The sequence below is a fragment of the Bradyrhizobium sp. CCBAU 51753 genome (assembly GCF_015291565.1).
In the GTDB taxonomy this organism is placed as follows: domain Bacteria; phylum Pseudomonadota; class Alphaproteobacteria; order Rhizobiales; family Xanthobacteraceae; genus Bradyrhizobium; species Bradyrhizobium ivorense.
This window is the reverse complement of record NZ_CP030037.1, coordinates 7,993,426-8,018,433: the sequence shown is the minus strand read 5'-3', so window position 1 is coordinate 8,018,433 and position 25,008 is coordinate 7,993,426. Positions and strand designations below refer to the sequence as shown.

The following is a 25,008-nucleotide window of genomic DNA, read 5'->3' as shown; positions in this document are numbered from 1 at the left end:
TGCTCGTCAGGCCGAAATCGCTTGGACGTCAGCGAACGCTCGGCGGCACTCGAGGTGTAGCCGCTGAGCCTGCCGAACAATTTGTCGGACGCTCGCTCGGGCAACATAGGAGGCCGGAGGGGCGGTTGCTTGCCGAACGCTTGAAGGAACAAGCTTGCGGGGAGGAGCACGGTCGCTGGTGTCCGCGATCAGGGCCCGGCGCGGTCAGGAAAGACCCCGGCGCGCTGAGGAGCGCGCGCCGGGGCCAAGCGATGTCGGGACCGGATCGCGGTCAGCGTCGCAACCCCGTTCCTTCACCGTAAAGCTCGCGTTCACGCTGGATCTGGTCGCTGGTGAGCGGCTGGCCGGCCGGATCAAAGCGCGTCCAACCTGACTGCTGCCACGTCGTTGTGCGCTTGGTCATGTCGACCGACGCCCGATCGAGCGCAGTCTCAACCCGCAAACGATCCTGCTCGTTGACGCGCGCCGAGACGAGCGTGCCGCCGCGGCGAACGCCTTCGGCATATCGCGAGGCTTCATCTTCAGGCACACCCGCTTGGGTTAGCGCGCCGATGACACCGCCCGTCGCGGCGCCGCCGACGGCGCCCGCCGCAGTGGAAACGAGCCATCCGGCTGCAACGACTGGACCGAGGCCTGGTATCGCGAGCAAGCCGAGGCCCGCGAGCAGACCCGCCGCACCGCCCAGACCGGCGCCGATGCCTGCACCTGTACCGGCTCCTTCGGCCCGGTCGTCAACGCCGTCGCGGTCCCGATCAACCTTGCTACCCCCGCTCGTACCAGCCCTCGCCGTTGTTTGCGACGATGCTGATGTCCGAGCGTGGGATGCCGTTCTGCTCCAACTGCCGGACAGCGCGCTCAGCATCGGCATAATTGTCATAGAGACGAGAAATCGTCGTGGTCATTCTGGTTTCCCTTTCTCAGTTCGCTGGGTTCACGTTGCCCTGGAAGTCCAGGCTGACATCGGTCTGCTTGTCTCCCTTCTTGGCCTTACCTCTCCAGACCCCGTTGTCGTCCTTCTTGAGATCAGAAACATCGGAATAGCCGGCAGCCTCGATGCGCGTTTTTGCCTGTCCCTCCGTGAAGCTGTTCCGGCCGGCAACAGGAGCGTTGGAGTTGTTTTCACTCGAACTGTTAACGGCCTTGTTGCCGGGGGCGCTCTGCGCAGGCTGTGTTTGAGCAAAGGCCGGCGCTGCGCTCAGCAAAATTGCTGCAGATAGCAAGGCGATCACACGTATCATTTGTCGTTGTCCTCTTTGGAATGATTGCGAAGGACAAATGACGGTGACGTCAATTAGTTGCTACGGCCTCGCGCTATTGCCCCAGTCGTAACTAACGCATGTTAATGTCTCACAACTTCAAGCCGAGCTTGCAGGCATGCACGAGCATCGTCGAGCTCTTTGCTGAGCAGGATGATCAGTGCCGTTGGCTTATTGCTCGGCCTTGAGCTCGCTCAACGACCGCTGAAGCTTCGGTCATCTTCCGAGCCAACAATCTTGACCATCAAGGAGCTTAAGACAAGATGTCACGCTACCGGAACGATTCATGCGTCGGCAAACTCATCCTCTATGGGCAAGTTTTTTGTTGGCATCATCCTATTGAGCCCGCGATTATTGCGGCGATGTATTTCCATGTCCTCGGTCTGGAATAATCGCGGTCTGTCCGGCGCTTGCGGGCGTCCATCGATGATGGGCGGCTGGTGTCGATGGTGACCACGCCAAAAAAAGGACCTGCACGGCGGACGCCTGATTATTTTCCACTTAAGGAAAGGCTGATGCGAGTGACGATGCTGTTCCAATCGTGCTCTTCATTCGCCGGATAGTTGATGAGGACGCAGTGGACCAAACCGCTCGAGAAATTGCAGCGGTCGTACCAGATCTTGTCACCCTTATAACTTGAGACGGCAAAGAATCGGGATGTCACTCGTTTGTACTGTATGCGGGCAGGCGGATGCTTCTTTGCAAGAAAAGCAGCTGGCGAATCGTTCGAGACGTTGGGTGCCGCCTGTATCGTAAGATTGGCTCGACCATCCGGAGTCTGAAGCCGTCGTCCATAGCCCTCGGGTTTTTCCGCTTCCTGAGTGAAAATCGAGGCTGGTACGTCGACCGAGGTGCCGGTCTTTGGAATGGTGTAGTTGGTCCATTTCACTGGCTGCGCGGTCACCGTGCAAGTTGAGGCAGCGAGAATTAATGACATAGCAATAAGAGTATTTTTCATCGCACTCCCTACTCACGTTGAGAAACCAATTGCTCGCAGCGCTATGCGACTTCCACGTCCACCTTCTTTGAGGAAGTCGTCGAACCGACGTAGCTTTGTGCGGGAGCTGCGCCTCCCTTGAAGTTTGCTCAAGCTGGGACGATTCGGCACAGCAGAGGCAGCCGAACGACTCGCGAAATCTAGAAAGGTTCCCCGAATGGTATGCTGACAGTTGGAGGCCAATGGGCACTTAACATGCGATAAGAATACGCCCATACGGTGAGCAAAGCGTGTGAGGCAGAGCGGCGTTCCTCAATTCTGAGATCAGCATCATAGTAACCGAGGCGAAGGCCATACGATCGAGCGGTGAAATCGATCGTGATCGGGATGGTGTCGACGATCGAGCGAGGGTGGCGATGCAGGTGCATGCATACGGTTTCGCCTAAACGAGGCTTAACGCCTTCGGGCAACCCATGCGCCTAGTAGGAACACTACGAAAAGCGACTGCAGCGGTGCCTTTACGGTTATCTCACGCAACAGGTCCGCCCATCGCATCGCAGCATCAGATGAAGACGACCGGAGCGGCTGACGGCGCCCTGCCGCTTCTGTCTCGGCATTGAGCCTACTTGCAGAGCCGATGCCTTCTTGCTCATTCGGCAGCCCCGAGGCTTCCGTCATCGCCGAGGCTTCCTTCATGTCCATGCGGTTCTTCCTATGCGTTGTTGCCTCAATGCAGCAACCGATCCTGCTAGCCCCAGTTCCTAACTTCAACCACTGCTGAGGGCGCTAGCCAAGCCGGAGACCAGCACCGGCATTTGGCGGTCAGTACTCCGGCATGGCCTCGGCGCACCCACGCGCTGAGGCCTTGCCATCGGGGGATGAGATCACGCAAAGAGGTCGGCGCCCCCTCATATGTTCCGCTTTCGTGAATCTAGGCGCTGACCTGTTTCAGGACCGCCCCATCAACTCCGCCTCTTCCGGCTGATCTTAAAGGAAAAGCGAACGGTCATCACCGGGCCGTCGTCGTCGCGGACCGCGATCTCCATTTGCTCCGCTCCGCTGCCGTGAGCGTTGGCCGCGGCGTCGCGGGCCATTCCTCCTAAGGCGTGCGCGGCCTCGTCTTGCGCGGCTTCTATGTCCCGCAGGTCAACGCCTTCCTCGTCAATGGCAGTGCCCGCTCTGTCTTTTAGGTCGAAGTAATATCGCGGCATCGGACGCGCTTCATCTTGGTCTCTTAAAAAAGCAACTGGTCGGAATGCGTTCCTAGTGGCTGGTTTTGAAAAGGACGGTGCGGCCGGTACCTGAATCTCCCAAGCCTCATGGTGAAGGAACGGTCGCCCACGACGCGGGTTTACTCAAAGTTCATGCTGACTGACAGCAGCAGAACGTTCCCGCAAGCGGTCTCAGCGCGTCCCCCGTGCTGAGACCGTTTCCATTTCGGGAACAAGTAGCAATCTGCGGCGTTGCAGCGGCGGTCGGGTTGAGGAGTGGGACGACCAACGGCCTCAGTGCTCTCCCCGGGCGCTGGGGCCGTCTCGCTTTGGACGTCCGGCCATGACGGAAGAGCACAGGGGCTGGACCATCATCATCGCGTTTCTGACGATCCCTGTCGCGGTGTTAGTGCTTAGCAATCGTCAAGAGAGCCACCGGCGTTGCCTCCGCTCGCGTGCATGGGCGCTCCCGGCGGAGTGCCTAGCAGGGACGGCTCCCGCGCACGTTGCCGGCCCGGTGGCTTTTCTTCTGATTGATTGAGGCCGCTCATAGGAACATCGGGATGGCTTCCGTGTCGATTCTTGCTCCCGGTCCCCAACCCTCAAGCCCAACCGGGAGAAAACCTGTCCACCCAGGTTGGCGATCCTTGGCGCTCCTCTATCGCGCCTGAAGTCGTTTGAACGCTGCAGCCGATTTCAACATACGTTAGTTGATTGTTATAGGTGGCCCCAAAATGCTGCGTGCTCGTTCTCCAATGGCAACACTTTACAGCTTAGGAACCGCATCATCGTGCCCGCGTTTTACGTGCCAACATTGAACCCAAGGAGAAGTGATGGCAGAACGCGAGACAGGAAATCTTATCGGCAGTGACAAGGTTGAAGGCACCGCCGTTTATGGAGCCGACCAGCAGAAGATTGGCAGCATCGAGCGCGTCATGATCGACAAGGTGTCGGGCAAAGTCGCCTACGCGGTTCTGAGCTATGGCGGCTTTCTCGGTATCGGCGATGATCACTATCCGACGCCATGGTCAAGCCTAACCTATGACACTAATCTCGGCGGGTACCGGACCAATATCACCAAGGACCAGTTGGACAAGGCGCCGCGCTACAGCAACGACAACGACTGGAACTGGAATCGCGAGAACGACCGGCGGGTCTACGACTACTATCGGGCCTCGCCCTACTGGTGAGACGCGATCGTCGGTACTGCTCTTGAAAACGCCTGGCGCGATCCGCGCCGGGTTCTTGCGCGATTTCGGCTTACATCCGATGATGCTGCCTGTGGTATTTGTGAGAGTGGCTCGACCTCATCATGGCATTTCCGCCGCGCTCCTTTGTATCGTTGAGAGTGGCGGCGGGGTTGGCGTAGCGTGGGCTGCTGCTGGCTCCTTGGCCGCTCTTCGCCGCCGGCGAGTCACCACCGCCACCGCCGCTTCCACCACCCGCGCCCTGTGCGGAAGCCGCTGCAATCGATCCAAGGACAAAGGCTGCACCCAAAACAACTTTAATGCCTCTCATTGAGCATTCCTCCGACCATGAGCCCCAGATGCCCAAGACATGGAGGAGGAGTGCGTTCCTAGGCGTCGATGGACCGACGCCTTTAACTGTCGGGCATTTTCTTCTATGATCCGCCGCCGCTCCGCGATCAGGGTATGCGCCAGAGCCATTGCGCTTTCTGCACAGTCGTCCAATCCAGTTGGCGCGAATCCCGGGCTCTAATCCGGCCAGGACGTGGAATAGGAACCAACCGGGAAGTGATCTGTTTTTCCGTCCGGGTGCCGAATCTGTTGGGTACGGCATCCGCGACGACAAATGGTCAACTCATGGCCCCGGCGCGCCCCCCGCGTTGGGGCCAGTTCTTTTTCGGCGGCAGCGCCGTCACTTCGGAGATCCGTAATCGAAGCTCATCATCAGGCGAACAAGTCAGCGCCCGCCTGCAGCATCCTGACATAGGTCCCGCTCTCGTGAAGCTCTAGCCAGCCGCGCTCGACGCTGATGCAGCGTATGCCGGCGGTTCTGCCGGTCGGTGTGCACGTCCTCTCGACTGAGAGCCAGGCTGCACTGGCGCGCACGAAGGCGAAGGGCGATGCCGTCGCGGCACGACCGCGAAACCGGAGCGGCTGCCCTGGCGCTGCAGGCCCGGAAGGGCCGACCCTGCCATGTCGTGAACAAGCTGCCGCAGTTCGTCCGTCAGTGACTGGCGACATTCTCCTGGCTCGATCCGGTGGCTACGGCCCTCGGTGACCCTGACCTCAAAGCGCAGATCATGAATGTGCTGAAGAACAATCCGAGCAGCGTGAGGCGAAGAAAGAAGAAAGATGCCCGCATTCAACTGCTCGAAAACCAGCTTACGGAAAGCTATGACGAGCGCGTGTTGGCAGCCGATCGGCTAGCTGAAGCAATCCACAGTACTAAGACTGCGTTGGAAGCCCTCACTAGCGAGATAAGGGCGAAGCGATGAACCAGGTCATCAATCAGTTCAAGCGCCTCTTTTCTGACGATGGGCGTAGCGACAAGGACTTCTCCGGGCAGGAGGAGCGGCTGCGAAGAGCACAGGAGGAGTTAAAGGAGGCGTCTGCGTCGATCGCGCGCGCCGCCAACTATCTCGCCGACTTCATCAAGGCGCAGCTTTGATCGACTTCTGGATCAAGTGGCGCGCGCCGGGCTTTCCCAACTCATTTTATCGACGGCTGGCAGTCGATCTCGGCACTATCAATATCGGGGTGCCGTTTGAGATGCTCGACTACATCTTCCAGCAAACGATCGAACTGAGGCCCCGATGGCTCGAGGTTAGTTTTGACGACCATCGTCCGCACAATTTTGCCATGGCGGTCAATCTTGACGGATATCCGCTTCTGCAAGACGTGAGGATGCTCCAGCATGATTCACTTCCTGGCTTCAACGCCTTACCAAGCAGCAGGGATCATATTTCCACTCGGCAAAGCCCGTTACCGGATTTGGCTTTTCAATCTTTGCGCTAAGCTGTCAGCTTGTTCCTTGGTCAGCTTCTCAGCGAATGGGCCACCTTTTTCTGGTTGCGCTGGGCCTTTGCGTTCGCTGTCGTAGACCATCCAGCCAGTGTTTCCTTTCCGAACAAGAAACCGGCCCTGCATCGGGCGTCCAACATACTCCATCGCAAACCACCTCTGAAAATCTTCGCAATAGTAAAGCGCAGGGCGGGCCGCCCGCCATTGAGTTATGTGAATCCGGGTCCTTCAACTTTAGGCGAAGAAAAGAACGCGAGGTTTGCCCAATCGCGTCGTCGGCATTGGCCCGTTTTCGTGTTCCGGAGAGTATGCGTTGGGGCCGTTTCTTTCCAGCCGAAGAGCTGGGTCGATCAGAACTCCCGTGACATCGCTGGATGCGTGCGGTTCTTGGCCTCGATCCAGTGCGGGGAGCGACCACCGCGATAGGGACGGTCGGCGCGCTTCGACACGAGGCCCTCGAATCCGAACTCGCAGGCCTTCCGAAATAGATCCGGGCCGATCTCACCTTGCTCAAAATCCGAAACGAAGATGCCGGCCGGCCGCTGGGCGAGAAGCCGTTGCAGGTTGATCTTTCGCATCGATAGCGGGAGCTCCCGCAGGTCGTCGCCGTCGAGCGCCAGGATATCGAAGGCAAGTAACTCGACGTCGGCATTGTGTTTTCCGGAGTGCAGGGCGTTGAAATCTGAGTAGCCGTCCACACCGCGCACGATCGCCTCGCCATCGATGACGAACTGCTTCACGCGGTTCTTTAGGGCGTTCTCAACGATCCACGGGAAGCGTTTGGTCCAGTTGTAGCCGCCCTTGGTGAGCAGCCGGACACGGTCTCCGTTGCGCTCGAGGCGCAGGCGGTAGCCGTCGAATTTGATCTCGTGATACCACTCAGGGCCAGCCGGCACGGTTTTCCCAACCGTAGGCAGGCAAAAATCGAATTTAAGCATGCCTAGTATCTATGTGCGGCTGATCGAGATGCGAGTCCTCACGGTTGGAGCGGGAGCGGAAGCTGCACACCGATCTTGCGCCCAAGCTGGCCTTCGATGAAGTCTTTCAGCGCGTCTGAGACCTCAAGGCCCCCGGCGCCAATCCGGTGCTCCAGCTCCCGAGCGACGTCTTCTGAATCGTCTCTTGACCATCCCTCTGCGGGATTGAACGCCACGACGCGAAGCACCTTGTCGTACTGGCCTGATAGAAGGTCATTGATCAGAGTGTCGTGGTCGAATCCTTCGTCGGTCTTCCGGAAGGCCGCGCCGCTCCGGAAGTCTTCCAGGACCAAATAGAAATGCTTGTCCAACCGGTCATTCGGAATAATGGAAGGCGAGGCCATACGCTGAACTCCATGACCGGGAGTAAAGGTAGGTCGCCGGCCGCTAAAATGCGAATCGTTAATTTAAGGACAGATTCACACGCGTTATTTCGGACCCCCAGTGGCCTTCATACGGCTATGGCCGTGTTCTCCTCAGCGGTCAGCAATCCGGCTTGGCCTCGGCGCTCCCACGCGCTGAGGTCTTGCCGTCGAGGGACAAGATTCCTGGGAACGAGACCGCTGGGTGCTGTCCTAGTTAGGACACTCGCAGCCGGGAATTAGGATACCTTTGCATCCCCTGGTGCCCGCGCTTGATCTGGGTCAATTATCGCCACCCTGAGCAAGCTTTCTTCGTGAAATGGTTGAGGAGCGGCATGCTGCGCATTTGCCTTGGTTCGTCACTGAGCCAGGTCAAACCGATGCGCTCATGCTGGGGATGGGTGTTTTCCTAGTCCTGTTCATGGCAGCGGTTGGAGTCGTCCTATTCCGCATCTTGTACATGCCGGCGCAAATGGTGCCAGCGGAACAGAAGACAAAAGCCACGTTCGTCGCGACGCTTTGCGTGCTCGCCATGTTTCACCCCGGTACCTTCCTTCTGGGGCGGGGCCGTGCTGGTCGCGATGGCTGACATTCCCGACTTCAGCCCGGTATTCCGCCGGATCGCAGAGGCCGTGAGGCGGATCGAAAAGCGGCCGAAGCGCGCCCCGCGTTAACCTCGCAGCCGGGAATTAGGACACCGGGCTCACGGATTGAAAGCCGCGAAGACGAGAATCGCCACGGTCAACAGGGCCAAGATGGCGTAGGCAATTGTGATGCGGTCGAACATTACGCCACTCTGCATGGGACCCGCGCGGACCGTCCCTTGCGAGACGGCCGCGCGAGCTTGGGCCGGCCGTCCCGTGCTGAGTGAGTTGGCCGACCCACCTCCGGTCGTAGCACGACCCCCGTGGGGTACAACAACGGGGTTAATCGGGATAGGAACAAATGCTTGGGGTCGGCGGTTATCATCGCCTGTTCTAACGACCGATACGCTCGACGCTGTAGCCGATCGCGGTTACTTCAACAGCACGGAGATCCTCGCGTGCCACGAAGCCGGCATCACGGTAACGCTGCCCAAGCCGCTGACCTCGGGCGCCAAGTCGGACGGACGCTTCGGTAAGCAGGACTTCGCCTATTTGCCAGCGGAGGACGCCTACCGCTGTCCAGCTGGGGAACGATTGCCCTATCGCTGTACAAACGAAGAAGACGGCAAGACGCTGCGGCGCTACTGGACCACTGCGTGTGAAAATTGTTCGCTCAAATCGCAGTGCACGACCAGGGCCAGAGCGGCGGATTACACGATGGGAGCACGAGCATCTGCTCGAGGCTGTGCAGCGGCGCCTTGACGCAAACCCAGAAGCCATGCGTCAGCGTCGGGAGACGGTCGAGCATCCGTTCGGCACGATGAAGGCCCGCATGGGAGCGACACACTTCCTCACCAAGACGCTCCCCAAAGTCGCGGCCGAGATGGCACTCTCGGTCTTGGCCTACAATCTGACACGGGTCATGAACATCGTCGGGACCAAGTCACTGATTGCTGCGAACGCGGCCTGAGACAGGCGCGGTTCCTAGCTTCCGGACCGACGCCCTTTGAGGCCGTTTTTACACGGCCAAGACCCAGAGCAGACCTCAGGACCTTTGCACCATTGCAACCAACCTCGGCTGGTTTGGTGCTGGCCGCACCAAAAATCCGGGAACTCCAAGCTATCGGGCGAGTTACAGAACCGCCGAGAGGATTGAACGATGAGCGGCAATCTAGTCGAGTTCGCAGCAGCACGCGGATTTCTGTTCGTCGCGCTCATCCTCTATTCGGCAGTACTTGAATAGAGAGGCGACAATGAAAGCACCCCTACTTCTTGCTGGCGCACTAATCATTGGATGCGCCGCCCCAGCACTGGCTGATGAGTACTACGTCGTACAAGGACCCAGCCGTAGCTGCACGATTACCACCACGCGCCCGGCGGACAAGGAAGTCGTGACGCAGATCGGTCCAATGGCCTTCAAGAGCCGCGTGGAAGCTGAAGACCGCATCAAACAGACCAAAGTCTGCGACGAAGGCACTGTTGGTAGCACTAGTGGCACTAGCAGCACGACCGTTATCAAAGAGAAGTAATCGACGGCCTCGTTCCTGTTCGAATTCTGCGATGCCGAGAAAGGTCGCGCCCATTCTGTCGGCGCGACTTTTTTGTTTGCAGACTACCTTGTTTGAGCCCGGTTTCATTTGACCTGCTCCGCAGGGGGGCTGGAAAGGTGGATTGAGTGTCGCCTCTTGGCCCTTTTCGGAAGTGCCGCGCTGGCTATCGAAAGTCCGGTGTCGGGAAGTGAAGCGGACGTTACGGGTGCGCGTTCCGACTTCCGAGTTTGACCCATTACGGACCTGGCCGCTGCCGGAGACCAGTGAGCGGCCGTTGATCCAAGTCAATGGCCGTCAGCCGTTCGGGTCAAATCTCCATGCATGAATCAGCCCAAGCCAGAGAAACGCTCGGCCCCCAACGCGACCTCGCGCGCCCTGTTCATGGTCCCGCGCGATCCGAGTTGGTTCTATTACCCGAACTCGTCGTGGTTCAACTTCCTGTTCATGAGCGGTTACGAGTTCGAGACGCCGATCCCGGAGATCACGCGCGAGGGAGTCAAACCCTTCCCGGCCACCGGCTATCGCACCATGGATGCGCGCACCAACTTCTTCTACGGGGTCACGGGCATCACGGCAGCAATGGCGATGCGCCTGCCCGGCATCGGCTCGCAATATCTGCTGGCGATGACCGACGCGGAAAGGAATTATTTCGACGGCGCCAAGACCTACAAAGTGACGCTGCCCGAGGGCATCCCGGAAGAAAACTTCTGGTCGTTCACGGTTTACGACAACATGACGCGCTCGATGCTCGACACACCGCAGCGCTATCCGCGCGCCGGTAGCCAGAGCTACCCGTCGCCGGCGGCAGAGGCGGATGCCGACGGCTCCACGACCATCTACTTCGGCCCGACACAGCCCGCAGGAGTGAAACGCGGCAACTGGATACAAACCGATCCGAAGAAGGGCTGGTTCGTGATCCTGCGCCTCTACAGCCCGCTTGAGCCGTTCTTCACGAAATCCTGGCGGTTGAGCGAAGTCGAACAGGTCAAGTAACATGCCGGGACGGCAGGTAGGAGAAGCCTGCTGTCCCGCCGTGTTCGCGACTATGTCGCGTATTGGCCCTTAGCCGACCTTTGCTCGGAACGTTGCAACGTCCGCCGCCGGGAATGAAGCCGACCAAGGTCCGGCGGGCTGCCGAATTCGGCTTTTGGCCCTGAGCCGAAAAAAGGCTAAAGCCGCCGCCATGTCGGCTATCTGCGGGAGACCGGACGTTGGACGATGGTTACGGTGACCGCCGTTCGTGACCCTACTGACCAACAGCAGGAGCGGTCAGATGCCGCGGAACCACACTAGACGCGATCAGCGCTGTGGGTGGGTACGCGTCTGCGACATAGTCCAGAAACTGGACTACCTTGCTTGCGCTCGTGATGCTAAAGTTCTCGCCATGAAAGGCTATGGATCATTTTGCCCCGTAGCCAAAGCTGCGGAAATTCTCACGGAGCGGTGGACTCCGCTCGTGCTCCGCGAGCTGTTGCTAGGTTCCCACCATTTCAACCAGCTTCGCCGCGGCATCCCACAGATGTCGCCGACCCTCCTTTCCAAGCGCCTGCAAACGCTAGAAGAGGCAGGGCTAATCTCACGCCAATCCGGCGATAATGGGCATTGGGAGTACCATCCAACCCAGGCGGCCAGAGAAGCCCAGCCAATTATCGACGCACTGGGCTATTGGGGTCACAGGTGGGCGCGCAGTCAGCTCACGCCCAACGAACTCCACGCGGGCCGGCTCATGTGGAATATGCGCCGTTCGTTCGATCTAGAGCACATTCCATGCGACTTCGTGCTGTACATCGAGATTGCGGACGCTCGGCCGAAGTGCTGGTGGTTTGTTGTGAAGAAGGAGGAAGCCGATCTCTGCTGGGATGATCCCGGCTTCGAGGTCGATATCAACCTCTACGCGAGCCTGCTGACGCTTGTGCAGATCTTCATAGGCGAGCTGCCGCCGCTACGGGCGTGTGAGCTCGGCAAGATCCAGATCGACGGTCCTAAGCATCTCGTGAACAGTTTGCCCACTTGGTTCCCACGCAGCAAATATGCCAATGAGGCGCCTGCGGTCGCAGATCAAGTCTCAGCCAGCTGACGACGTCCTCTCCAGTCCACTTTTTGGACTAGTGGCCCAGCTTCCCTCAGCGGTAGCATTTGCGAATGCGCTCATGCGCTAAGCACCTTGGCTAAGCCAAGCATCTCAGCTCAAGGAGGCAAAGATGAGCCGACCTTCTTTTCTTTCATATGCCGTGCTGTTGATCTTGACGTGTGCTTGCGTTGGTCCTGCAGGAGCAGACCCACTTGCGGACGAAATTTCCTCGGTGGCTGCCAAGTGGGATGCCGCTATCAACAACGCAGACTTCGATGCTCTACTTCCATTGTATACCGCCGACGGCAGATTGATGCCCCCTGGCGCTCAGCCCGTCACCGGCCCTTTGGCAATCCGTAGCTTCTTTGCTGGGCGGGGAAGAAGCGTCAGAGATCACAAGGTTGAGCTGGTCGATGTGTTGCCCATCGGCAACTACGCCTATACCACCTCCCATTTCACGGCCACGTTAGTGGTGAATGAGAAGGCGGCGCCAATTTCTGGCAGCACCGTGAGGCTCCTTGAACGTCAACCCGACGGACAGTGGAAGATAAAGTCTCATATCTTCGTTAGAGAATAAATGGGTGCTACAGCCATACGATCAGGCACCCACAGACCTGACACGGGTCGCAAGCGATAGATGGTCATGCACCCTATTGGCCCTTCGCTTCAGTTGACGCGGTGCAGCTACATTTCGGTTAATGGGCGCCGAGCGGAAGTTTACTGCTGAGCGCTAAACCAACGCTTTTGACCCTGGCTGTGTGAAAACGCGGTGCCGCGGTTATGATTCTCCCGTGATTCTAGGGAGAAATTGATGGGTCGCTTCGTTGAAGAGGCGGATCGCGGGCAATGGACGCTATTGCCCGAATGCCTCGATGATTTCATTGACGAGAGCAACCCCGTTCGCGTGATCGACGCGTTTGTCGATGCGCTCGATTTGGCTGAGATGGGCTTTGAGGGGGTGGAGCCGGCGGCAACGGGTCGACCGTCGTACCACCCCTCGGTTCTCTTAAAGCTTTACATCTATGGCTATCTGAACCGGGTGCAGTCGAGCCGACGGCTCGAACGAGAGTCCGGCCGCAATGTCGAGGTGATGTGGCTGCTGGGTCGGCTCGCTCCGGATCACAAGACGATCGCGGATTTCCGCAAGGACAACGGCCTGGCGCTGCGCAAGGTCTGTGCGCGCTTCATCGAGCTCTGCCGAGAGATGGGGCTTCTCGCGACGTCGAGCGTCGCCATCGACGGCAGCAAGTTCAAAGCGGTGAACAACCGGGACAGGAACTTCACCCGGGCGGTGGAGCGGCGGCGTGCTCGGCTCGAGGAGAGCGTCGCGCGCTATCTGAGCCAACTCGACACCGCCGACCGGCAGGAGCCGACGGAGGCGCTGGCTGCGAAGGTCACGAGGCTCACCGAGAAGCTGACAAAGCTGAGGGAGGAAATGGGCAAGCTTGCTGTCTACGAGAAGCAGATGCTTGCGTCACCCGATCAGCAAATCTCCCTGACCGATCCCGACAGCCGTTCGATGGCAACCAGCGGGCGCGGGTCCGGCGTCGTCGGCTACAATGTGCAGGTCGCGGTCGACACCAAGCATCATCTGATTGTGACGCACGAGGTAACGAACAGCGGCTCAAATCGGGCACAACTGGCCAATATGGCCAAGCAGGCGAAGGCTGTTCTAAAGACCGAGACGCTGGAAGCTGTGGGCCGACCGTGGCTACTTCAACAGCCCAGAAATCCTCGCGTGTCACGAAGCAGACATCACGGTAACCCTGCCCAAACCGCTGACATCGGGTGCCAAGGCAGATGGGCGCTTCGGTAAGCAGGACTTTGCCTATTTGCCAGAGGAGGACGCCTATCGATGCCCGGCTGGGGAGCGATTGCCGTATCGCTATACGAGTGAAGAAGACGGCAAGATGCTGCGGCGCTACTGGACCACAGCCTGTCAAAATTGTGCGCTCAAATCGCAATGCACAACCGGGCCGGAGCGGCGAATTGCGCGGTGGGAGCATGAGCATCTGCTCGAGGCCGTGCAGCAGCGCCTTGATGCAAACCCAGAAGCGATGCGCCAGCGTCGCGAGACAGTCGAGCATCCGTTCGGCACGATGAAGGCCCGCATGGGAGCGACGCACTTCCTGACCAAAACGCTTCCAAAAGTAGCTACCGGGATGGCTCTCTCGGTTCTGGCCTATAATCTGACACGGGTCATGAACATCGTCGGGGTCAAGCCGCTTATCGTCGCGATCGTGGCCTGAGATTCGCCAGGCTCTGGCTGCCAGGCCGGACATCCCTAAGGGCCGTTTTTACACGGCCAAGACCCAAGGCGGACATCAGCGGCCAAACAACGCGCGCGTTCGGGAAGATCAGCACCGTTGAACAATGTGAGTGCAAACCGTCGATGACATAGATCAAGCCGTGGACGTATAAAGCGAATAACCTTTGATCTTGGGGCGATCCAGTAAAGGAGGAAGTCATGATCTCTCGACGGAAGCTTCTTTCTTCTTTGGGCTTGGCTACCGCAATAGCAGCGTTCCCGACTGTGCTGATGGTCCCTGATGCCGAGGCGCAGACCGCTGGCATGGAAAGGCGTCAAGATCGACGTGAGGGGCGCCGCGAGGATCGCCGTGACGCGCGCCAAGTGCGCCGTGAGGGTCGCCGTGAAGCGCGCCAAGTGCGGCGCGGCGTTACGTCGGCGCCAGGAGTTACGACAGGGACAGCTAAGTAGCTTGGCCAGAGCGTAGTGGTCGATAGGTCATCATCTCCGCTCATCGTCTCGGTGCAGCGCGTGCAGTCGCTTGCGTCCGGACATAGGCGCGTGGCTGAAGTCACGCCATGAGAACGCTCCACGTGCCACCGTTGATCTATGTCAACGTCAAACAACTGCTGGCATTCAGGTTGGCTTCAGCCACACCGCGAGGCGGCTTCAGTCGTGTATGAGGAGGATTACCATGCATCAGCGAAAGGATCTCTCGACCAAATCAGTGACAGTTACGGGGATTGCAGCCAGCATCCTGATGGGGCTCGCAGGGGCTACCCTCGCTCCGGCACCCGCCGAGGCGGTTATATATTGCACGTATGTCGGCTATCCGGTCGGTTGCGTCGCAAGGGCCGGTGTCGTGCTTAGGCCTCGTCCGGTGGCGCGTGCCGCGGTCCGAGGGGCTACGGCGGGCCCAGGCAATTGGAACGGGGGCGTCAATCGCGTTGGAGTGCGGCGGTAAAGACCCGATGTGCCGGGGCGTGGGATGCGGCGACGGGATTTTCTCGGGTTGATCGGCGGCGTGGCGGTGGCAGCGTCGTTGTGCCCGGCCCGCGCGCAGCAGCCGAACGCCGTTCGGCTGGGTTCTCTCAAATTGACCGAACCTAATGGGAAGTCGGTTCATATCAACATTGCACTAGTGACCTTCGTCAGACCTGACACACAAAATACAGGTGCTAACGCCGAACTCGGTTTGACGAGCGGGAAGGCCCAAGGGGTCCAGGAGAGTGTCGACGAGATCATGCGGTTGGTTATGGCGTCACACCGTGGCGAAATGGCTTGGATCAAATTGACTGAAACCAACGGTAAGCCGATCCACGTCAACGTAACACAAGTAACCTCCGTCAGGTTTGATACTCAAATTCCCGGCGCAAACGCCGAACTCGGTTTTGCGAGCGGGAAACTTCAGGGCGTGCAAGAGAGTGTCGATGATGTCATGCAACTGATTGCAACCATCGCAGGCAACAGGTGAAGCCATCATGAAAGAACGTGCAACGTCCCCATCTCACGCATAGCGGATTTATGGTCGTCGCCTTTTGGCCCAAAGGCGACCTGACCACTAGTCTGCGCAAACGTCAGCTATCCGGGGCTAAGCAGACTAGATTTGCTCGCCTCGAGCTTTTCGCCGTTTGACCCTGAACCGACATTCGCTCTTGCGCCACGCCCCGCCGGGTCTGATCCGGCGGTGGCTATGTCCGGAGATCCTTACGGGACCTTGCAATCCATCTCAGGTCGCAGGGACCACACTTTCCTGAGCCGTGGCCTCGCTGCGCGCGCCGATGACTACGGCGGGTTGTGCACCTGGATTCACCGCAACGTGCAACATGTTTGCAGGAATGAAGATATAGTCCCCCGGCCGCACGATGTCGCGATACTGAAGTTGATCGCCGGTCCACAATTCCATTTCGTCGCCGCTGAGCATGTAGAGCGCAGTTTCGTGATGCTCATGCACGTGTGCTCGGGTTCGCTTCCCAGCCGGCAGCGTGATCCTCCCGAGCCAGATCGATTTTGAACCGACGGTTTCTGCGCTTACGCCGGGCTCGTAATCGCTACCCTGTTCTGCGCGGTAGCCCGCGCCGCTCTGGACAACCGAGCCTTTATACGGTGCAGCAATCGCATTGTCATTGCTCTAGCTTCAACGATCGTCATTGAACCCTCCTGTTGGTGGACGGACCGAGGCGCGCAAATTCGACCATTAGCTGCCGAAAAGTCTTAAACGCTGGGCCGAAATATTCCGAAAGTTTATAAAATCCGCTAGTCTCGGAGCATGTCCACGAACTTCACCTTTGGCCCGTTTGTGCTTGATGGGCAGCGCGGAAGGCTTCTTCGCGGGGGCCGGCCGGTAGCCGTCAGCAGCAAGGGTCTTCGGTTGCTCGAGGCGCTGGTTGGCTCACCCGGCCAGACGCTGACGAAGACCGAATTGATGCAGGCGGCCTGGGGCGACACCGCGATCGAGGAAAGCAATCTTTCGGTTCAGATCGCCGCGCTGAGAAAGCAGCTGGGGCCCATCTCGGAAGGTGGAGATTGGATCACCACAGTTCCGCGGGTCGGTTATCGTTTCGTCGGACTTCCGGCAAGAGAGCCGATGGAAAGCACCGCTGAGCCGAAGGCGTTGTCGGCTGAGCATCGGCCATGGATCGCGGTTCTGCCGTTCGTCAATTTGAGTGGCGAAAGGGAACAGGAGTATCTCGCCGACGGTATTACCGAAGATATCATCACCGCCCTGACGCGGTTTCGTTGGCTGTTCGTCATCGCCCGAAATTCAAGCTTTGCCTACAAGGACAGATCGCTTGATGCGAAGCAGATCGCGCAAGAGCTTGGCGTAGAGTATTTGATCGAAGGAAGCGTGCGCAAGTCCGGCCAGAGGATGCGGATTTCTGCACAGCTCGTCGAGGCCACATCGCGAAAGCACATCTGGGCCGAACGCTATGACCTCGAATTGACCGACGTGTTCGCTGTTCAGGATGAAATTGCAGAGCGTGTCGCAGGCGCGATCGAACCGGAGCTACTCAAGACGGAAGGCGCACAGGCAGCGGCACGGCACACCGGCAATATGACAGCCTGGGACATCGTGCGGCGGGGAACATGGCATTTTCATCAAGTCACCCGTGAGAACCATCACAAGGCTCGGGAACTGTTTCGACAAGCCGCCAAGCTCGATCGCGAGCTTCCGGAGGGGCATCTGTGGCTCGGCCGGGTCAACGCAGCCTGGTCGCTTATGGCTGGTCGGACAATCGTGTTGCCGACCTGCGGGAGGGCACGGAAGCGGCCTTGAAGGCGGTTCAACTGGACGAACGAAATCCTTACGCACACTATTCGCTCGCGATCATCAGCGCGTATGCGGACCAGCTCGAGCAGTCGATCAGCGCCGCCAGAAAAGCGATTGAAATCAGCCCTAGCTTTGCATTGGGCCACCTGGTCCTGGGAATGGCGCTGTTGTTTAGCGGAAGTGCACCTGAAGCAATTTCGCCGCTTGAATATGGCCTGCGGCTAAGCCGCCACGACCCACAAGGCTTCGCCTGGTTCAACATGCTCGCGCTGGCACGACTCTTCTCCGGACGCCCTGAAGCGGCTCGTGAGGCTGCAGCACGTGCGCTGCAGGTACGACCGAACTGGCCGACAAGTCTGGAAGTTCTCGTCTGTTGCTATGGCGCGCTTGAAAAATGGGACGAAGCACGCCGCTGGGCGCAACAGATAGGTGGCTTCACAAGCCCTTCGGACTACGTACTGGCACCGCTTAAGGCCCACAACCCGGCATGGACAGAGCAGATGGCCCGCAGCCTTCGTAGGGCGCAGGCTTAGTACGCCGACGTGCATCGCTGACGTCGCGTTTTGGCCCTTAGCCGACGCTTGCTCAGGTTGCCGCGATGTCCGCAGTCGGGAGGGAGCCGACCAAGGTCGAGTGGGGGCGTCGTGGTTGAGTTTTGACCCTTGTCAGTCCGTTCAGGGATCGCCGTTTATTTCCATTCAACGGCGGGTCCCGGCCGAATATGTTGCTGTCGCCCTCAGTCCTCTATGGGGTACGCTCAGAGAGGACATCATCGCCTTCGGCTGATCCAAAAGAAACGGCCCCAGCATCCTTGGAGGGTGATGCTGAGGCCGTTCCTCATTCCAGCCTTCCCGATCCGCCGATGCAATAATTAGGCGTCTCTCTGGGCCATCAGTAAATTGTCCTTAATGAAAAACGCCTGCCCAGTAACCGCATCTTCAATCAGCTCGGTTGTTCCGGCTATAGCAAAAGTGAATCGAATTGCTGGAATGTCCTAGTACGATGGTCGGACTGCCTAACAAGGACAGCAGCCAACGGCGGTACTGTCTAGGTCCTAAGTTGATGTGCTGACAGTCCTAATTCGTTTTTGGCGCAAATGACATGATTTACTGAACTGGAGTATTTCCTGTATAGTTCCGCGCGGGGAACGAAAATATATCACTGGCGTGATCGGCGTTCAGACTGCACCCTGAATTCACCACCGACCGGGCCCCGCGGCTTTTGTCGGTGATGAGAACGCACAGCAGCTCCCGCAGGCGAGCAACGCCATGACCCAGCGTCGGCGTCGTTTCAAGCAAACCGAACGTTGAAAGAACGGATAGGCAAGGAAGAAATACCCATGCGTGAAGAGGCCAAACGTGTTCCGGATGGCGCCATGCGGGAGGACCGGTCTGCGGAAGGCCCGCCAGTGCGAACCGGCTCGCATATTAGCGAATGGCTGAAATTGCCTGGCCTGCAACCTCCGGCTCGTGCCGAGCGCTTGGCCAGTCTGCTCGCCTCCATAGTTGAGTCCAGCGACGACGCCATCGTCAGCAAGTCTCTAGAGGGTGTTATTACGAGCTGGAACAAGGGCGCTGAGCGCATTTTCGGCTACTCGGCGCTCGAGGCGGTCGGACAGCCCATTACGCTTGTGATCCCTGAGGACCGGCAAAGCGAAGAACGTGAGATTTTAACCCGCATTCGACGCGGCGAGCGCATCGACCATTTTGAGACTGTTCGGCAGCGTAGGGATGGTAGCCCAATTATCGTCTCGCTCACCATTTCCCCTGTCAAAGATGGCTTCGGCAACATCATTGGGGCATCAAAGATCGCGAGAGATATTACCGAGCAGAAACGAAATCAGGAGCGGATTAACGTTCTGGCTCGCGAGGCAGAGCACCGAAGCAAGAACATCCTCGCGAACGTACAGGCCATCGTAAATCTTTCTCAGTCTGACTCTTCCGAGGGCCTCAAGGAAGTGATCAGCGGGCGCATCCAGGCGATGTCAAATGTTCACTCGTTGTTTGTTGAAACGCGGTGGATAGGGGCAGAACTCTCGGCCATCGCCAGGCAGGAGCTTGCCCCCTATCTCAGTGAGGACGACACGCGGGTTCGGATGGAGGGCCTGCCGACCGTCCTGGAGCCCACGGCCGCGCAGGCGGTGGCGGTGGTCTTGCATGAGTTAGCGACCAATGCTTCCAAATATGGAGCGCTATCTAGCGCGAAAGGCCAGATCAGATTGGCGTGGTCGCGCAGCGAGCAGAAACACCTTGCGATCCGCTGGACCGAGTTTGGCGGCCCGAGGGTCAATATGCCCAAACGCAAAGGCTTCGGTAGTCGCCTCATCGAAGGCACGATCAGCCCACTTGGCGGCAAAGTGCTCTTTGACTGGCGCGCGGAAGGGCTTGATTGCGAAATCGCCGTTCCGACATGAAATCCAATCGACCTTCTTCGCTGCTCTTCCGCCGTGGCATTTCTGCTCATGGCCCGATGGACCTGTTCCTCCACGCGGCTCGCGCCGGGCGGGGCTGAATGTCGGCTCGTGGCCCTTTTCGGATGTGCCGTGCTTGCAACCGAAAGTTCCGGCGTCGGGGTGGAGCGGACCTCACGACTGCGCGGTCCGACTTCCGAGTTTGACCCCAAGCGGACATTGACCTCGCTGACGAGCATACGTGAAATGTGTTAGGGAAGCGGACCCTGTCATCAGCAGAGTGGTGGCACCCGATCACTGGTACCGCCGGCTGCGCACTTGTGGCGAGCGGCCAAGCCGTTGCCGCCGCACCGCCCATAACGGTGATGAACTCTCGTCGCTTCATGCCCGCCCCAGAGCTGAGGAGAAAGCATTGGTAGCGGTTTTGTTAGGGGGCTGGAACCGGAATAGAAGAGTTGTCGCGGTGCGCGGCTAAAGTCGGAGTTGGGTCATTTTCGACGGACTTAGCGAGGGTTGTCAGTCGATTGGATTTGGCATCACCTTGCGTTCTTCCCACTTGCGGGCGCACGTAACCACGAACCTGTTCCTTATAGCCGCCACGCGTTAAGTCGCGCACGCGCACCGCCGTCCAGGCAACTTACGCTTCACCTTTGCACCCTCACCGCAGCGACCAAATCAGGCCTCGACCCAACCACTGAGGAACCTCTCCTTCAGAATTTCCGGCAGAGACATTCTGGTAACTGGAGCTGAAGTCGGCCCCTCGTTGTTGTTCGTCCTTGTGGAGTCGATATTCACCTTCGGTGCCGCCCGATGGATATAGCGACTTTCTTCAATGGTTCACGTTTGCGGGGCTCTGTTTTTGTAAAACGTCGTTACCTGCTTTAAGAGTTGCTGGCGCGGGGTCGGGCGTAATCTCTGCAACGGGCGCCTGTGGCTGTTCGGCAATTCACTTGTAGCGGAACGATCGTCGGCAAACTGGTGTCGATAATTGCTGATGGCGGATCCTAAGCTAAACGCTGAGGCTCGATCGGGGTTTTCTTTTTGCAGCCGGTTCGCTTTTCATACTGCCACTGCGAAATCCTAGCGCCGGTTTGGGTTGCCTTCGCCGCGAAGCCTTCCCAAGGCCTGAAGATGAACTGCTTGGCAAGTTCGCTGTAGAGTTCACAAATTTTCTGCGACTCAGCGACAAAGTTTGCATAAGCCTGCCTCGCGAATTCGGTCTGAACCTCGATCGCCTTATCAAACGACCGCGCAGCCATGAGCTTCTCGACGAAGGACCCGGTCTCCTCGAGCGACCTCTGGGTATAGTCTCTGTAGGCATTTGCGATAGTTCGAATACTGACTGGCCAGTTGTCCGCCGGTGTGACTGCGCCGATTGGGGGAGCATCGGTCGGTGCGACTTCGCCGATCAAGGGCGCATCGGCCGGGGCGGGTGCTCCGCTTGAGGGAGGCTCCGCCGGCGCAGTTGCGCCGTTCGTGACGGTGTCAATTGACGCGACCATTGCGCCGATTCGATCCTCATCCCGCTGGGCGAGCTTCGGGCTCTGCTGTTGATCATCAGGTTTCTGGTTTCGCTGGTCCGCCTTCCGGCTGCGCTGGCGTGGCTTACCGCGCGGCTTATCCTTGTGAGTCGTCGCCATTGCTGAACTCCGCTGTTCTGAATCAAACCAGACGCCAAGATACTCCGCCATGTTTGCGATGAAATCGCGGTTCTGCCTTGTTCGTTACGCGGCGTTGGTGTGGTGAACGGAACTCTGAATGGAATGCGGGCGGACCTGACGCGCTCCAAGGCAGTCGAGATCGTTCATTTTTTCTTCGCCTTCAACTCCGACAGTCTCGTGGCTAACTGCGCGCGAAATCGGGCGACGTCTCGAAGTAGTTCATCGCGCTCCGGGCTCGGAGCAAGCTTGCGCGCGGTGGATTCTAGCTGCACCGCCATGTCTGCTAGCTTCTCCAGGCCGACGACTGTCGTTTCTTTGCCTCAACCGATTCTCAACCGGGCCGGAACGTCGCCCTAATCACTGCTTCTCTGCAGGGGCGCTGAGGCCGCTAGGCGGTGCAGGCGGGGATGTTGGCGGTGGTGGAGTTTCCGCGGTGGGTGCCGCAGCAATGCAGTCGCCCGCCCAGATCTTGGTGCCTCTGACCGTGCCGACCAGTTTGCAACCCATTGGCGCTTGCGGCCTGACCTGGACGGGCGGCCTTTTAGGTGCCTTCGGTGGAGCGGCTTGTGCAAAGCGAGCATGTCATCGTCAGTGCGAGGAGATGGTGCGCATCATCACGATGCGGCGCCCGGAGAAGAAGAACACGCTGACCCAGGACATGTATCTGGCGATGAGCGGTGCGATCGAGTCCGCGCAGCGCAACCCGGCGATCAGATGCCTGATCCTGACCGGGCAGTCCGGCGTGTTCACGCCCGGCAACGATCGGCGACCATCTGCAGGCCGCGACCGCGACGAACGAGATGGCGCAGCACGCGAGCTTGCCCGACGTCTTCACGAACTTTCGTACGAACGAAAAGAGCACGTGTCTGGTGCGATTTCTGGTGCGCTCGGCCCGCTACGGGCAACGAAGACCCAGTAAGATATTGATCTTCATGGTGGGCCCGGCAGAACGAACACATCGACCTAGATCAATCACTTAACCTGGCTCACCAGCCTAAAGAGCGCAATTGCGATCTAAGTGGAATTTCTGACACTGGCTCACCGGCCGATCCATGCCAGGAGATCAACATTTACTTGGTCCCGGTGAGGGGAGGGCAACGGAAGGAAAACTATGGCCAATGCGCAGTCATTGGGGATCAGGCCTTGCCGTCCCAACGCGGGAATACCAAGCTTTTCGCAGTTATGAGCTCTTGCGTCTTGATTTAGATCAACCGTTCAAAGCCGAATATGCTGCGGGTATCGCCGAGAGCCGGCGATCGTTGGCCTGCCTTCACAAGAGCAACTCTGGTGAAGCCGTTCGTGCCGCTCTTGGTCACCGTCCGGCTGACAAACGCAAAGTTGCCTATGACAGAGTTTCTCACATCCCGCTGGCTGGGGATTTCCTGTTCGGCTTCGCTGCCTTGTTTGCCATCATCAATCCTTACGGCCTGGCCTTCATCTTCCACGATAGAACGATCGGGCTGACTGATCGCGAGCGCGCCCGAATCGCTGTTCGCATTGCGTTGTATGCGTTCGCGGTCATTCTCATGTCTCTCTTTGTGGGAGGTCATGTTCTTCGTTTCTTTGGCATCACCATGCCGGCGCTAGGGATCGGAGGCGGCCTTGTTGTGGCAGCGAGTGGCTGGTCGATGCTGCACGCGCCGCCGGTCGCGCACGACATGCATCAGACGCCGACCGCGGGCTATTCGGCGATCCGTCGAATGGCATTTTTCCCGATGACGATCCCCTGACGACGGGGCCGGGAACGATCGCCACTGCGATAGCAATCGGCACCAATCGCCCTGACGATCTCGACGGCCTCTTTTATTCCTCCGTCGTGCTCCTGTTCGTCACGGCATGTGTGACCGCAACGATTTATCATGCCTATCGAAGGTCGAGCGCGATGGCTCGGCTCTTCGGGAGGAGGGAACGAGCGTGGTCACGAAGCTTTCGGCTTTTCTGCTATTGTGTATTGGAGTTCAGATCATGATCACCGGGGTGGTGGAGGTCGCGCGGTCGGCTACCGCCCATCTCCGTGTAGACTCGCTTCGATCGATTGCGTCGTTTCACCCAAGGTTGGCCTGTAAACGGTGTCGGTGCAGCCATAAGGCGAATTTGAGCAGCTGGTGCCATCCTTAAGGGCCAAACTGGCCGCCCTGCTTGGACCGGAATGGTCGTTCACGGAAGCGCGAGGGCTATTCCAGTTAAGGGGAATATCGCTCACGGGCGCTGGCACAACTTGCACTTTAACGAGAAATCCTCCTGGCTTAACATATCCAAGTGCCGCACTGTCGAGGGAGCCATGAGCTATAGGGCTGTCATCGCAAATGCTCGGCGTCGCACCGCAACAAGAATTTCCGAGACTGCAGGATGGGTCGTCGACACTCTCATCGTAGTTTTGGGGATCGCTCCAATTGTTATTGTCGGTATCTCATTGCTGATGCGAACGTTTGCCTATGCGTCCCGGAATCGAACAGGTAGATCGGCACTCAAATCTGCCGATCCACAGATCGCTACGTTGCCAGAACCGCTGTCCTGAGCCCTGAGCCTTTCGAGGACTTCCTCAGCGAGGGGCCCTGGAAGGCGCTGGTCAACAACTGTTCCGTGGTGGCTTCCTTAAATGGACTTGCCACACGCCATTTTCACGAAGCCAGTCAGTTATGTTGACGGTCGCGCAATCCCAAGGCTCGATGGTTGGCGGAACGTCGTTGCTTTCCGCCTTCGCTTCTTCTGGATGTGGCTTAGGGAAGCCGCTTTCGGCTCGTTCTCGAGCGTGTGACTTTGCCATGACATTGTCCTCCGGAGCAATGAAGCTGCCTTCCGATCGTTGACGCTTGGCTGGGAAGCGCCAAATTCGTGCATTCGTGATCATCGCAGCGGTAGCGCCAGGCAAATGACCTGCGGGTCGCTTCCACGGCGGACCTGAAAGCCGAACCTGGCAAAAACCTTTCGCATCGCCGTGTTCTCCGGGAGGACCTCGGCAACGAACTCCTTGAGTCCAGCTTGGCGTGCGAGGATCGCAAGGTGGTGCATCAGCAAGGTGCCGACTCCCTGTGCCTGATAGTCGTCTATGGTGACGAAGGCGACCTCCGCCGTTCCGGGGTTCGTGACGACGTAGCGACCACCGCCGATAATCACCTCGTGTCCGTCCTCGTCGGCAAGCGCGATCAAAGCGACGTGATTGGTGAAATCGATGTTCATGAAGAAATCGACCTCCTTCGCCGAGAAGCTACGCTTGGGGACAAAGAAGCGACGCTGCAGCGATTGGCTGCTCGTGCGGCCGATGGCGGCCAACATATCGTCCCGATCGTCAGCCTGTAACATGCGGATCTCGACCCTTCGGCCGTCGCGCAGGCGTTCGCTCGCTGCATAATTCTCAGGCGCGGGCATCGACCTGTCCTCCCGGCGCCAGAAAGGCGCATGGTCGCGCTCGCGGCTTGACCTAAATCAACGATCCGGGCGCGCCAGACGCTTTCATCGGTGCGTCGGCTGAAGGACCTAAAC

The 25,008-nt window shown here is 58.7% G+C and carries 23 protein-coding genes and 4 pseudogenes; 17 read left to right on the top strand and 10 right to left on the bottom strand.

The features are described 5' to 3' along the window. Positions 1-271: 271 nt before the first annotated feature. From XH93_RS36720 to XH93_RS36700, 5 genes and pseudogenes are all read right to left on the bottom strand, one after another. Positions 272-902: pseudogene (locus tag XH93_RS36720) on the bottom strand (hypothetical protein). Positions 903-917: 15 nt separating this feature from the next. Then, positions 918-1,238, bottom strand: a complete 321-nt coding sequence (locus XH93_RS36715; protein ID WP_194471220.1) for a PepSY domain-containing protein — start codon at positions 1,236-1,238, stop codon at positions 918-920. Positions 1,239-1,746: 508 nt separating this feature from the next. Further along, a complete protein-coding gene (locus XH93_RS36710; protein ID WP_194471219.1) occupies positions 1,747-2,214 on the bottom strand; it encodes a hypothetical protein in 468 nt (155 codons plus the stop codon). 432 nt (positions 2,215-2,646) lie between these two features. Continuing rightward, positions 2,647-2,895, bottom strand: coding sequence for a hypothetical protein (locus XH93_RS36705; RefSeq protein ID WP_194471218.1), 249 nt, complete (start codon positions 2,893-2,895; stop codon positions 2,647-2,649). Between the two features lie 260 nt (positions 2,896-3,155). Then, positions 3,156-3,404, bottom strand: coding sequence for a hypothetical protein (locus tag XH93_RS36700; RefSeq protein WP_194471217.1), 249 nt, complete (start codon positions 3,402-3,404; stop codon positions 3,156-3,158). 833 nt (positions 3,405-4,237) lie between these two features. Here XH93_RS36700 and XH93_RS36695 point away from each other — a divergent pair. The 4 genes from XH93_RS36695 (at position 4,238) to XH93_RS36680 (ending at position 6,385) form a co-directional block, all read left to right on the top strand. After that, positions 4,238-4,594 (top strand): PRC-barrel domain-containing protein, encoded by a 357-nt coding sequence (locus XH93_RS36695; RefSeq protein WP_194471216.1) that lies wholly within the window; start codon positions 4,238-4,240, stop codon positions 4,592-4,594. Between the two features lie 1,034 nt (positions 4,595-5,628). Then, positions 5,629-5,865: a hypothetical protein gene (locus tag XH93_RS36690; protein ID WP_194471215.1), complete on the top strand. Its 237-nt coding sequence runs from the start codon at positions 5,629-5,631 to the stop codon at positions 5,863-5,865. Then, positions 5,862-6,038, top strand: coding sequence for a hypothetical protein (locus tag XH93_RS36685; protein WP_194471214.1), 177 nt, complete (start codon positions 5,862-5,864; stop codon positions 6,036-6,038). Before XH93_RS36690 ends, XH93_RS36685 begins: the two co-directional genes overlap by 4 nt. After that, positions 6,035-6,385 carry a hypothetical protein gene (locus XH93_RS36680; protein ID WP_194471213.1) on the top strand — a complete coding sequence of 117 codons (351 nt, stop codon included), beginning with the start codon at positions 6,035-6,037 and terminating at the stop codon, positions 6,383-6,385. Before XH93_RS36685 ends, XH93_RS36680 begins: the two co-directional genes overlap by 4 nt. A gap of 356 nt (positions 6,386-6,741) precedes the next feature. Here the strand turns inward: XH93_RS36680 and XH93_RS36675 are convergent, their stop codons facing one another. Next, positions 6,742-7,329 carry an RNA ligase family protein gene (locus XH93_RS36675; RefSeq protein WP_194471212.1) on the bottom strand — a complete coding sequence of 196 codons (588 nt, stop codon included), beginning with the start codon at positions 7,327-7,329 and terminating at the stop codon, positions 6,742-6,744. A gap of 38 nt (positions 7,330-7,367) precedes the next feature. Continuing rightward, complete coding sequence (locus XH93_RS36670) at positions 7,368-7,712, bottom strand: hypothetical protein (protein ID WP_194471211.1); 345 nt, start codon at positions 7,710-7,712, stop codon at positions 7,368-7,370. A gap of 1,004 nt (positions 7,713-8,716) precedes the next feature. Between XH93_RS36670 and XH93_RS36665 the strand changes: the two are divergent. The 8 genes and pseudogenes from XH93_RS36665 to XH93_RS36635 all read left to right on the top strand — a co-directional run. Continuing rightward, a pseudogene (locus XH93_RS36665) lies at positions 8,717-9,284 on the top strand (transposase); the annotation flags it as partial. Between the two features lie 283 nt (positions 9,285-9,567). After that, positions 9,568-9,843: a hypothetical protein gene (locus tag XH93_RS42590; protein ID WP_246799402.1), complete on the top strand. Its 276-nt coding sequence runs from the start codon at positions 9,568-9,570 to the stop codon at positions 9,841-9,843. 378 nt (positions 9,844-10,221) lie between these two features. Further along, positions 10,222-10,857, top strand: a pseudogene (locus tag XH93_RS36655) (DUF1214 domain-containing protein); the annotation flags it as partial. Between the two features lie 391 nt (positions 10,858-11,248). Further along, positions 11,249-11,941, top strand: coding sequence for a winged helix-turn-helix transcriptional regulator (locus XH93_RS36650; protein WP_194471209.1), 693 nt, complete (start codon positions 11,249-11,251; stop codon positions 11,939-11,941). 124 nt (positions 11,942-12,065) lie between these two features. Continuing rightward, complete coding sequence (locus XH93_RS36645) at positions 12,066-12,512, top strand: DUF4440 domain-containing protein (RefSeq protein ID WP_194471208.1); 447 nt, start codon at positions 12,066-12,068, stop codon at positions 12,510-12,512. A 234-nt stretch (positions 12,513-12,746) separates the two neighbouring features. Then, a pseudogene (locus XH93_RS36640) lies at positions 12,747-14,184 on the top strand (IS1182 family transposase). 693 nt (positions 14,185-14,877) lie between these two features. Next, positions 14,878-15,147: a hypothetical protein gene (locus XH93_RS42585; RefSeq protein WP_246799401.1), complete on the top strand. Its 270-nt coding sequence runs from the start codon at positions 14,878-14,880 to the stop codon at positions 15,145-15,147. A gap of 48 nt (positions 15,148-15,195) precedes the next feature. Then, a complete protein-coding gene (locus XH93_RS36635; protein WP_194471207.1) occupies positions 15,196-15,657 on the top strand; it encodes a hypothetical protein in 462 nt (153 codons plus the stop codon). Positions 15,658-15,912: 255 nt separating this feature from the next. On the opposite strand, the gene XH93_RS42580 is transcribed toward XH93_RS36635, so the two are convergent. Next, the gene (locus XH93_RS42580) at positions 15,913-16,137 is read right to left on the bottom strand and encodes a cupin domain-containing protein (protein ID WP_246799400.1); all 225 of its coding nucleotides are present in this window, start codon (positions 16,135-16,137) and stop codon (positions 15,913-15,915) included. A 315-nt stretch (positions 16,138-16,452) separates the two neighbouring features. Between XH93_RS42580 and XH93_RS36625 the strand changes: the two genes are divergently transcribed. From XH93_RS36625 to XH93_RS36615, 3 genes are all read left to right on the top strand, one after another. Further along, positions 16,453-17,460: a winged helix-turn-helix domain-containing protein gene (locus XH93_RS36625; RefSeq protein ID WP_194471206.1), complete on the top strand. Its 1,008-nt coding sequence runs from the start codon at positions 16,453-16,455 to the stop codon at positions 17,458-17,460. Then, entirely contained in the window at positions 17,457-17,987 is a 531-nt protein-coding gene (locus tag XH93_RS36620) for a hypothetical protein (RefSeq protein ID WP_194471205.1), read from the top strand. The genes XH93_RS36625 and XH93_RS36620 overlap by 4 nt, the downstream gene beginning before the upstream one ends. A gap of 806 nt (positions 17,988-18,793) precedes the next feature. Continuing rightward, positions 18,794-19,867, top strand: a complete 1,074-nt coding sequence (locus XH93_RS36615; RefSeq protein ID WP_246799399.1) for a PAS domain S-box protein — start codon at positions 18,794-18,796, stop codon at positions 19,865-19,867. 1,001 nt (positions 19,868-20,868) lie between these two features. Here XH93_RS36615 and XH93_RS36610 read toward each other — a convergent pair. Next, on the bottom strand, positions 20,869-21,555 hold the full coding sequence (locus XH93_RS36610) for a phasin family protein (protein ID WP_246799398.1): 687 nt from the start codon (positions 21,553-21,555) through the stop codon (positions 20,869-20,871). A 403-nt stretch (positions 21,556-21,958) separates the two neighbouring features. Between XH93_RS36610 and XH93_RS36605 the strand changes: the two genes are divergently transcribed. Together XH93_RS36605 and XH93_RS41965 are read left to right on the top strand one after the other, a co-directional pair. Beyond that, complete coding sequence (locus tag XH93_RS36605) at positions 21,959-22,444, top strand: enoyl-CoA hydratase/isomerase family protein (RefSeq protein ID WP_371814851.1); 486 nt, start codon at positions 21,959-21,961, stop codon at positions 22,442-22,444. A gap of 199 nt (positions 22,445-22,643) precedes the next feature. Next, entirely contained in the window at positions 22,644-23,255 is a 612-nt protein-coding gene (locus XH93_RS41965) for a MarC family protein (protein ID WP_210340427.1), read from the top strand. 1,117 nt (positions 23,256-24,372) lie between these two features. On the opposite strand, the gene XH93_RS36595 is transcribed toward XH93_RS41965, so the two are convergent. Further along, positions 24,373-24,894 (bottom strand): GNAT family N-acetyltransferase, encoded by a 522-nt coding sequence (locus tag XH93_RS36595; protein ID WP_194471204.1) that lies wholly within the window; start codon positions 24,892-24,894, stop codon positions 24,373-24,375. Positions 24,895-25,008: the final 114 nt, after the last annotated feature.